The sequence below is a fragment of the Nocardia sputi genome (assembly GCF_023501985.1).
In genome coordinates, this window is sequence record NZ_JAMFLC010000012.1 from 1 (window position 1) to 7,887 (window position 7,887).

The 7,887-nt window shown below is 67.7% G+C and carries 7 protein-coding genes and 1 pseudogene; all 8 read right to left on the minus strand.

Features of this window, described 5'->3' with window-relative positions; genetic code table 11:
• Positions 1 to 121: pseudogene (locus M8859_RS17060) on the minus strand (helix-turn-helix domain-containing protein); the annotation flags it as partial.
• Between the two features lie 115 nt (positions 122 to 236).
• Positions 237 to 359, minus strand: coding sequence for a hypothetical protein (locus M8859_RS36895; protein ID WP_255466174.1), 123 nt, complete (start codon positions 357 to 359; stop codon positions 237 to 239).
• Positions 350 to 529 (minus strand): hypothetical protein, encoded by a 180-nt coding sequence (locus M8859_RS17065; RefSeq protein ID WP_159925207.1) that lies wholly within the window; start codon positions 527 to 529, stop codon positions 350 to 352. Before M8859_RS17065 ends, M8859_RS36895 begins: the two co-directional genes overlap by 10 nt.
• A 119-nt stretch (positions 530 to 648) precedes the next feature.
• Entirely contained in the window at positions 649 to 1,311 is a 663-nt protein-coding gene (phoU, locus tag M8859_RS17070) for a phosphate signaling complex protein PhoU (protein ID WP_159925205.1), read from the minus strand.
• A 190-nt stretch (positions 1,312 to 1,501) separates the two neighbouring features.
• Positions 1,502 to 3,265, minus strand: a complete 1,764-nt coding sequence (locus M8859_RS17075; RefSeq protein ID WP_236565482.1) for an LCP family protein — start codon at positions 3,263 to 3,265, stop codon at positions 1,502 to 1,504.
• Between the two features lie 707 nt (positions 3,266 to 3,972).
• Complete coding sequence (gene dusB / locus M8859_RS17080; protein ID WP_159925209.1) at positions 3,973 to 5,100, minus strand: tRNA dihydrouridine synthase DusB; 1,128 nt, start codon at positions 5,098 to 5,100, stop codon at positions 3,973 to 3,975.
• Between the two features lie 163 nt (positions 5,101 to 5,263).
• Entirely contained in the window at positions 5,264 to 6,235 is a 972-nt protein-coding gene (locus tag M8859_RS17085; RefSeq protein WP_159925201.1) for an acyl-ACP desaturase, read from the minus strand.
• A gap of 454 nt (positions 6,236 to 6,689) precedes the next feature.
• Entirely contained in the window at positions 6,690 to 7,622 is a 933-nt protein-coding gene (locus M8859_RS17090) for a DUF8176 domain-containing protein (RefSeq protein WP_504928419.1), read from the minus strand.
• Between the last annotated feature and the right edge of the window lie 265 nt (positions 7,623 to 7,887).

Below are 7,887 nucleotides of genomic sequence, written 5' to 3' on the forward strand. Positions count from 1 at the left end.
CGCGGCTGATGGTGGATGGACTGCGTCCCAGCTCGCCCGCGATCGTGCGGATACCCGCCCGCTCTCGCCGCCGGTCAGCGATATGGATGCGCTCGTTCTCGCTCAGATATCGCGACTTCGATACAGCGGAGGCTGCCCGCTCGTGCCGAGCGTTCCTAGAACCCAAGTACTAGCGGGCGCGGCCGATTTCGCCGTTGTCGGTGCCTACGGTCCGGTGGGCGTCGTGCTCGTCGACCTCACAACTGCGCGTCCATCGCGTCGAGGCCGGCGCGGAACTCTTGGTCGGACACTTCGTAGTTCGCGGCGCCGCGTTTCCCGATGTTCGAAACTCGTTTACCGCGCATGGCCATCACCGCCATGCGTCGTCGACATTCGTACCCACGGTGGAACATACATCGCTCAGCGCCGAACCGGGCAGAACACTACCGAGAGCATCGGTGGTGGCACGCACGGTCAAAGCGCCGATATCGCAGCCGATCTCGTCCATCGACGCGGCCAACCCGCGCAGCTCCGCTGGATCGACGTTCATAACGCCCCCCCTTCCGACCGGACACCCTCCGGCGTAACGCAATACCAGAGCACTCCCGCCCCGTGCGGCCGATCTAGCAACCGCCGCATGCGAAACGTCAAGCGCAGCAGGCTTTTCGCTTATTTCTCCGCGTCGGGGTCCGGCGGGAGCACGCCGGTGACCAAGAAGATGACACGGCGGCCGATTTCAACCGCGTGATCGGCGAAGCGCTCGTAGTAGCGACCGAGCAGCGTGACATCGACGGCAGCCGCCACGCCGTACTTCCAATCCCGGTCCATGAGCAGTGTGAAGAGGTGACGGTGCAGATCGTCCATCGCCTCGTCGTCCTCGTTCAACTGTGCCGCGCGCTCCGGGTCGCGGGTCTCCAGCACCTCGCGCGCGCCGGCTCCCATGTTCACCGCGATGCGGCCCATCTCGGCGAAGTAGCCGTTGACGGACTCCGGTAGCGCGTGGTTCGGATGACGCCTGCGCGCGACCTTGGCCACATGCAACGCGAGCGCGCCCATTCGGTTCACGTCGGCGACGATCTGGATCGTGCTCACCACTTGCCGCAAATCACCGGCGACCGGCGCCTGCAGCGCGAGCAGAGCGAAGGCCTTCTCCTCGGCGTCCTGGATCAGCTCGGCGATCCGGTCGGCTTCGCCGATCACCTGCTCCGCCAGCGCGAGGTCCGCCTGGAGCAGAGCTTGGGTAGCCCGCTCCATGGCCGAGCCGGCCAACCCGGCCATCTCGCCCAGCAGGTGGGCGAGCTCGGCCATTTGCTCGTTGTAGATGACACGCATAACAGCTGACACTAGTTCGCTGCGCTGACCAAGTCACGAACAGGGAGTGAATGACCGGTGTGCATCATTAGCGCGGAGGTTGCCGTTGATGCGTCAATGACCGCGATCAGCACCCGTCCGATTTCGAAACGATGACATCACGAACATTGTGGTCTGTGTCGCACCTTCGTCCTTCGGTGTGCGCAGAGCCCTACTTGCAGATTTCGTCGGCCGCGTTGACGTGTTCCAAGTCCGACGGCAGCACGGCAGGCGTTGAATCCGTAGCGGTGCTCGTTGCGACGTTGGTGATCTCGTCACCGACCGGCGTCGGCGCCTTCACCGTGACGCCGGCCTTCGAGTCGCCTCCGATGACGACCTCGACGATGCCGCCGAGATCGTCGGCGGCCTCGATGGTCGCGCCGGGGATCGAGGTCGCCACGGTCGCGGCCTCGGCCTCCAGGCCTGGGGCGTAGCGGACCTTCGTCGTCGGGGAGGTGCCGTTGGCGTAGTTGCCGGTGTTGTAGATCGTGAAGCCCTGGTTGCCCAGCTTGGCGGCCGCCGTGCGCGCCAGCCCTTCGATGCCGGAGCCGTTGGACACCAGCAGCGAGACGGTGGAGGGATCCGCCGCCCGGTATTTGGCGGTTCCTGGCGCGGCTGGGGCGGGAGCGGGTGCGTTCGCGTGCACGGACGGCTTCTCTCCCGGCAGCGGCTGATCGTCGCGGATCGCCTTGAAGATCGCCTTGATGTCGGATTCACGGGGAATCTCGTTGCCGTAGGAGGTCGTGCCCGCGGTCGGAACGGTGATGAAGGTGACCGCGCCCGCGTCGATCTTCTGCAGTGAGCGTCCCAGCATCAGAAGGTCGCTCGGTTCCACCTTCTGGACCCAGGTGTGCTGGCTGAACGCGCTGATGAAGCCGTTCAGCTTGCCCGGATTGAACAGCACCTTACTGGACAGGGTGCCGCGTAGCAGCGAAGCGAGGAAGCGTTGCTGCCGGTTGATGCGGTCGTAGTCGCTGCGCTCCTCGCCGTAGACATGCCTGGCGCGCACGTAGTTGAGCGCGGTTTGGCCGTCGATGCGCTGCTTGCCCGGTTGCTCGAGGATGGTGCCGAGCACGTCGTCCACGAGCGGCTTGGACGCGCAGACCTCGACGCCATCGATTTGGTTGACCATCGACTCGAAACCGGCGAAGTCGATGCCGATGAAGTGATTGATCGACGCGCCGGTGAGGCGCTGAATCGTGGAGACGAGGCACATCGGGCCGCCGAGATTGTAGACGGCGTTGAGCTTGTCGCCCATGGCAGACGGGAACTTCTCGTCGGTGTATTTGTTTTTCTCGTTGTCCCACCCATAGCACTGGGGCCTAGTCACGTCCAGGTCGCGCGGGAAGGAGACTACGACGACCCGATTCCGGGACTTCGGGATGTGGACCAGCATGGTGGTGTCGGCGCGGGCGCCCTCGGCATCGTCCAAAGTGCCCGCGCCGAGCTTGCCGTTGGCCCCTGCACGGGTATCGGTGCCGACGAGCAGGTAATTCTCGTCGCCGAGTTGGGCGTTGGAATCGACGATGTCCTCTGAGTTCTCGTCCAGTGCCGACACCTGAGTGAAGCTGTCGGTAGTCGACTGCAAGTAGCTCCAGCCGCCGCCGGTGACCAGCAGCGCGAGCGCGGCGCTCAAGGCCAGTCCGGTTCGTCCCGTGGCGCGTAGCCGCTTGTTGCGGCGCTCCCGGGAGGCCTGCAGGCGGGTCTGGGCGGTGCCGACGGCCTTCGGCTTGGCGCTCTTGCCGTCCTTGGTCGGCCAGCCCACGCCCTTGCGTAGCGCGCGCGTCGGTTCGTCGATCGAGGGGATTACGTCGGTGACCTCTTCGGCCTGCTCCGGCTCGGGACGCGCGACCGGCGCATCGGGCGCCGTGCGCTCGGCGGGGCGGCGGGTCGCCGCGCGGGCGGCCGGTGTGGCTCCCGTGATGTCCTGAACCACCGGCGAGCTACCCGTCTGGCGTGGAGGTGGTGTATCCGGCGCGCGCCGGGGACCGGCCGCGGCGCCGCGGCCATTGGCGGCGGCCGGGTCGGCCGGCCTGCGAGGAGCTTCCTGCCGCGCTTCGGCACGGTTGATTCGTGCCGAGGGGGGGCCGGCCTGCGGCGGTAGCGACTCAGGGCGCCGACCTCGGTTCGCCGGGGAGCCGGGAATCGGTGGCGTCGGCTCGGCGGGGCGGCCCCGGCCGTTGGCGGCGGCCGGGGCCGCCGGGCCGGATTCCGTGCGGCGACCTCGGCTCGGCGCGGCGGACGGATCCGATTGGGTGGGCTCGGCGCGGCGGCCTCGACGGCCACTGCGCTCGTTATCGACCCGCTGGACGAGATCCTGGACCGTCAGGGGGGCGGAATTCTGGTCCGGGGTGGCGTCGGTATGGCGCGAACGGCGAGACGTGCGTGCGGCGTCCCGGTCGGGAGAGTCCTCCGCGGGATACCGCTCCCACGGGGCGCGACCTCCGGGCCGTGGCGAACGCCCGTGCCGATCGTCACCCACCAACGAACCTCGCTTTTCGTCTTGCTTTCCGCCTGGGTCGAACCGGACCGGCGGCACCGATCCCGTAATGATAACGATTCCGCCACAGGGGTCCACCCCACGGCGAAATCGAACAGGTCACAGCGGTGTTCGGAGCTGTTGGTCGCTATGAGGTTGCCCGATCAGCCGCCGCTGTGCATCACATCGGCGGCCTGCGGCACCGCCGGATCGTCCGGGTCGTCGAGCCAACCATGCGGCAGCGCGACCTTGCCCGGCGAGCCCTGACGGCCGCGCGGGCCTTCCGCGTCCTTCGGGAAGGGCGCGGTGGGATCGAGCTGTCCGACAAGGTCTTCCAGCTGCGCGAGGCTGCCCACGGTGGCGAACGCGCGCCGCAGGTCCGCGCCCACCGGGAATCCCATCAGGTACCAGGCCATGTGCTTGCGCAGATCGCGCATGGCCTTGTCCTCTCCGAGATGCTCCGACAGCAAAGCGCCGTGCCGGTACAGCACCGCGCCGACCCGGCCCAGATCGGGCGCCGCGGGCAGCGGCTCGCCGCGCAGCGCCGCCTGCAACTCGGCGAACAGCCACGGCCTGCCCAAGCAGCCCCGACCGACCACCACGCCGTCGCAGCCCGTCTCGTCCATCATGCGAACCGCGTCGGCGGCGGAGAAGATGTCGCCGTTGCCCAGCACCGGAATGGAGGTGACGGCCTCTTTGAGGCGGGCGATCGCGGTCCAGTCGGCCTGCCCGGAGTACCGTTGCGCCGCCGTGCGGGCGTGCAACGCGACCGCACGCGCGCCTTCGGCTTCGGCGATGCGTCCCGCGTCCAGGTAGGTGAGGTGGTCGTCATCGATGCCGATGCGGAACTTCACGGTGACCGGAACTCCCGCGGGTTCCGCGGCGGCCACCATGGCGCGCACGATGCGTCGGAACAGCGTCCGCTTGTACGGTAGGGCGGCGCCGCCGCCGAGGCGGGTGACCTTGGGCACGGGACAGCCGAGGTTGAGATCGATGTGGTCGGCCCAGCCCTCGCCGACGATGATCCGCACCGCTTCGCCGAGCGTCGCCGGGTCCACACCGTAGAGCTGCATCGAGCGCGGGTGCTCGTCGGCGTCGAAGGACATCATGTGCAGCGTCTTCTCGTTGCGCTCGACCACCGCCCGCGCGGTGATCATCTCGCACACGTAGATCGAGGTCGGGCTGCCGAATTCGCGGCACAACTTGCGAAACGCCAGATTCGTGATGCCCGCCATCGGCGCGAGCACGACCGGCGGATCGACCGGATACGGCCCGATCCGCAGCTTGGCCATCGCCTCGGTAGTCAACGTCACGCCGACCAGTGTCTCATTTGCGCACGTAAGTGGGCCGGAGCGGGTCGTTCGCCCAGTGCGCATGTCGGCACACCGGCCCGCTCATACAGCGCCGCCGCCGGGAAGCCCGGACGGCGGCGGCGTCGTGCGTCGCTGCGCGCGGTCAGCCTACGGAACTGCCCGCCATCTGGCGGTCGCGCTTGGCGGCTTCGCGGGCGAGCATGCGATCGCGCTGCTCCTCGAACTTGACGACGTCCTTGGCGAGCTTGTCCAGGAACAGGCCGAGGCGATCGCGGACCGCTTCGCCACGGGGGGTGAAGTCGGTGCGCTCGAAGATGTTCCACTTCTTCAGCACCGGCTGGACGACCTCCTCCAGGTGCTGGCGCAGGTCGTAGATGCCGTGCTTGGCCATCAGCACGCCGTTACGGCGGAAGTTGGGCATGCCGGCGCCGGGCATCTGGAAGTTCTCCAGAATCAGCGTGATCGCCTCGATGGCCTGATCGGGGGTCAGGTCGAGGGCGGCGCCGCACATATTGCGGTAGAAGATCATGTGCAGGTTCTCGTCGGCGGCGACGCGCTGCAGCATGCGGTCGGCGATCGGGTCGTCGCACACCTTGCCGGTGTTGCGGTGGCTGACCCGGGTGGCGAGCTCCTGGAAGGTGACATACGCGACGGAATGCAGGAAGCCGGCATCGGCTTCGGCGGGGGAGGCGAAGCCGTTGGTCATGTGGACCATCCGGGCTTCCTCGAGGGCGACCGGATCAACGCCGCGGGTGACGACGAGGTAATCCCGCATCACGATGCCGTGGCGGTTCTCCTCGGCGGTCCAGCGGCCCACCCAGGTGCCCCATGCGCCGTCCTGAGAGAAGTTCTCGGCGATCTCCCTGTGATACGAGGGAAGGTTGTCCTCGGTGAGCAGATTGGTGACCATGGCGGCCTTCGCGACCTCGTTGAGCCGAGACTGCTCGGGATCCCAATCCACGCCGCCGAGTGCCGCGAAGTTGCGGCCGTCGTCCCACGGGACGTAGTCGTGCGGATGCCATTCCTTTGCCAGGGAGAGGTGCCGGTTGACGTTTTCTTCGGCAACCGGCTCCAACTCCGTCAGAAGCTCGAGTTGAGTCAGATCCCTTGCCATGTATGAACCCTTCAGTGTGTGCTTCCGGTCGTGCAGGTCATCCCAAGGTAGACCGATACCGATGCGGCCATACCTTACGGCACCGTAGGTGTGATGCGAAACGCATCTGTTAGACGATCGATGCCCTGGTGATCTACCTCATACGACGTCATCGCCGTTCAGTGATCCTCAAGAGTGTATGAGGAATACCCGCGGCGAGGGGACTATCGACGCGGGCTCGAGATCGTTAGCGGACCGTGCTCGATCGCACAATCGCTGCCTGACTGGTGCGGCGGCCGAGTGTGTCGGACTGTCACATCGAGTCCGTGTTGTCGGCGTTTCGCCAGGGTGGGTACCGGCGGTCGTGGTGAGTCGTGCCCATCCGGGAGATAGCCGGTGGCCACATACGGCCCGTGTCGCGGTGCGTCATGCGATCTGCAATACAGATATGGCCGGGCAGCCGCCCCCACGTCGGTCAGGCGGGGGCTATCGCTGTGATCAGGGTCCGGCCGTCACGGCTGGTCACGGTCACGACCTGGGTGAAGGTCGCCGCCGTTTCGCCGGGCCACTGCTCGGACAGGTCGACCAGGTACCGACCGTCCGACAGGGCACTGATCTCCACGCAGTACCGGGTATCGACAGGCACCTGGTCGATGCCGCGCTGTATACCCTCGGCGTCCGGTATCGCGGCACCCTCGACGACGGCCCGCGCGGCGGCGCCGGAGCGCAGCACGTAGTACGCGTGCTCGAACGCGAGGATGGCATCGGGCCCGTTCCCCGTGCCGCCCGGTCCGGTGCCCGAAACCCGTCCCTCGGAACGAGCCTGCGTACATCCGGGCATGGTGTGAGCGTGCGGCGGCGCTGCCGCCGTGGGCGGTGCCGTCACAATGGTCGAGGCGGTCACGACGGTGGTCGACGCGGGAGCGACCATGGTCGAGGCGACCGCGGCTTCGCGCTTCAGCGTTGTGGCCTTGTCGGTGCTGACAGTGATGACGAGCACGCTCACAACCAGGGTCACGACGCCGAGAACTACGCCGATGGCCGCCAGCGGCCTGAATCCATGCGGTTCGCGCCGACGCGGTCGGGACGGCAACGACGCCGAGGCACGCCCTCCGCCACCGGACCGGTCGATCAGCGCCTGATCGGGAGGTCGGTCGTAGTAGTGACTGTGACCGCCATCGACTGTCGCCGCGCTCGTTTCGGCCGCCGCCGCATTCCGGCGATCCTCGAACCGTGCGGACGCCACGCCCTCGTCCTCCGCGTCGGAATCCGCGAGCCAGTCGCGCCAGTCCTCCCCAGCCTCGCCCGAGTCGGTATCGGTACCTCGATCGATGTCGCGGCCGCCGCCACTCAGGTCTTCTGCCTGCACGGATTGCTCCAGTTCTTCGGCGGTGGGGCCACCGGCCATGGGCAACCTCAGATCCTACGGCCAGTCGCGGTCGCCGCGCGGCGGGATCGGGCCCCGACTCCGGCATCCGGCCGTTCCGAAAGCGGGCCGCGGTGTCGCACCCGGCGGAGGCGTCGTGCGCAGCAGGTGAGGAGGCTTCGTGCGGGTGCTTCGATGCCGCTCAGCCGGTGCCTCCCGGCGGAGAACTTCGTGAAACAGGTCGGGGGGCCGGCGGGGCCCGGCGCCCCGCGAGTGGGCCCACGGGGGGGCGGAACAAAGCCCCGCG